Below are 1,443 nucleotides of genomic sequence, written 5' to 3' on the forward strand. Positions count from 1 at the left end.
ACCAACTGAGCTACCGAGCCATTAACGGTCCCTGCGGGAATCGAACCCGCGATCTCCTGCGTGACAGGCAGGCGTCCTACCCGACTAGACCAAGGAACCAAATAAAATTTATTTAAAACTAATTGCGGGAGCAGGATTTGAACCTACGACCTTCGGGTTATGAGCCCGACGAGCTACCAGACTGCTCCATCCCGCGATAATAAAAAATGAGTTGTAAGGAGGATGTGGGATTCGAACCCACGCGCCGTTTTCACGACCTGACGGTTTTCAAGACCGTTCCCTTAAGCCGGACTTGGGTAATCCTCCATGCTTAAATAATAAAACTATGTTGCTGTATTGATACTAAGTATCAATGACCCGTACGGGATTTGAACCCATGTTACCGCCGTGAAAGGGCGGTGTCTTAACCACTTGACCAACGGGTCATATAAACGGAGAAGGAGGGATTTGAACCCTCGCGCCGTGTAAACGACCTACACCCTTAGCAGGGGCGCCTCTTCAGCCACTTGAGTACTTCTCCAAATTTAGTGGGCCTAAATGGACTCGAACCATCGACCTCACGCTTATCAGGCGTGCGCTCTAAACCAGCTGAGCTATAGGCCCATAACAAGTGACAAAGCGGGTGACGAGAATCGAACTCGCGACAACAGCTTGGAAGGCTGTGGTTTTACCACTAAACTACACCCGCATAGGTGTTACATGGCGCGGGACGGAATCGAACCGCCGACACATGGAGCTTCAATCCATTGCTCTACCAACTGAGCTACCGAGCCAAATGACGGTTCCTGCGGGAATCGAACCCGCGATCTCCTGCGTGACAGGCAGGCGTCCTAACCGACTAGACCAAGGAACCAAAAAAAATAATTGCGGGAGCAGGATTTGAACCTACGACCTTCGGGTTATGAGCCCGACGAGCTACCAGACTGCTCCATCCCGCGATAATAGTATAAACAGTCGAACATTATTCCTGCGATGGACCTTGTAGGACTCGAACCTACGACCGAACGGTTATGAGCCGTTTGCTCTAACCAGCTGAGCTAAAGGTCCGGAATAAATAGCGGCGAAGGGGATCGAACCCCCGACCTCCCGGGTATGAACCGGACGCTCTAGCCAGCTGAGCTACACCGCCAAAAAACAAACAATCTTACGATTGCTATCGGGAAGACAGGATTCGAACCTGCGACCCCCTGGTCCCAAACCAGGTGCTCTACCAAGCTGAGCCACTTCCCGAGAAAAACAATGCACCCAGTAGGAGTCGAACCTACAACCTTCTGATTCGTAGTCAGACACTCTATCCAATTGCGCTATGGGTGCATATTCACTATAATGCCGAGGACCGGAATCGAACCGGTACGGTAATCACTTACCGCAGGATTTTAAGTCCTGTGCGTCTGCCAGTTCCGCCACCCCGGCATAAGATAGTGAAAGCGGAAGACGGGATTC

Annotated in this window: 15 tRNA genes; all 15 read right to left on the bottom strand. The window is 51.4% G+C overall.

Annotated elements, in window-relative coordinates:
• Nucleotides 1-25: 25 nt before the first annotated feature.
• Nucleotides 26-99: transfer RNA gene (locus tag FC27_RS11415), tRNA-Asp, on the bottom strand.
• Between the two features lie 23 nt (nt 100-122).
• Nucleotides 123-196, bottom strand: a tRNA-Met gene (locus tag FC27_RS11420).
• Between the two features lie 20 nt (nt 197-216).
• A tRNA-Ser gene (locus FC27_RS11425) sits at nt 217-306 on the bottom strand.
• Between the two features lie 47 nt (nt 307-353).
• Nucleotides 354-425 (bottom strand) — tRNA-Glu (locus tag FC27_RS11430).
• 7 nt (nt 426-432) lie between these two features.
• A tRNA-Ser gene (locus FC27_RS11435) sits at nt 433-520 on the bottom strand.
• An 8-nt stretch (nt 521-528) separates the two neighbouring features.
• A tRNA-Ile gene (locus FC27_RS11440) sits at nt 529-603 on the bottom strand.
• Between the two features lie 14 nt (nt 604-617).
• Nucleotides 618-688, bottom strand: a tRNA-Gly gene (locus FC27_RS11445).
• Nucleotides 689-700: 12 nt separating this feature from the next.
• A tRNA-Phe gene (locus FC27_RS11450) sits at nt 701-773 on the bottom strand.
• Between the two features lie 6 nt (nt 774-779).
• Nucleotides 780-853, bottom strand: a tRNA-Asp gene (locus tag FC27_RS11455).
• An 11-nt stretch (nt 854-864) separates the two neighbouring features.
• Nucleotides 865-938 (bottom strand) — tRNA-Met (locus FC27_RS11460).
• A gap of 35 nt (nt 939-973) precedes the next feature.
• Nucleotides 974-1,047 (bottom strand) — tRNA-Ile (locus FC27_RS11465).
• Between the two features lie 8 nt (nt 1,048-1,055).
• Nucleotides 1,056-1,129 (bottom strand) — tRNA-Met (locus tag FC27_RS11470).
• Nucleotides 1,130-1,156: 27 nt separating this feature from the next.
• Nucleotides 1,157-1,230 (bottom strand) — tRNA-Pro (locus FC27_RS11475).
• A gap of 10 nt (nt 1,231-1,240) precedes the next feature.
• A tRNA-Arg gene (locus tag FC27_RS11480) sits at nt 1,241-1,314 on the bottom strand.
• 13 nt (nt 1,315-1,327) lie between these two features.
• Nucleotides 1,328-1,413 (bottom strand) — tRNA-Leu (locus FC27_RS11485).
• Nucleotides 1,414-1,443: the final 30 nt, after the last annotated feature.

Source organism: Companilactobacillus versmoldensis DSM 14857 = KCTC 3814 (assembly GCF_001434295.1).
GTDB lineage: Bacteria > Bacillota > Bacilli > Lactobacillales > Lactobacillaceae > Companilactobacillus > Companilactobacillus versmoldensis.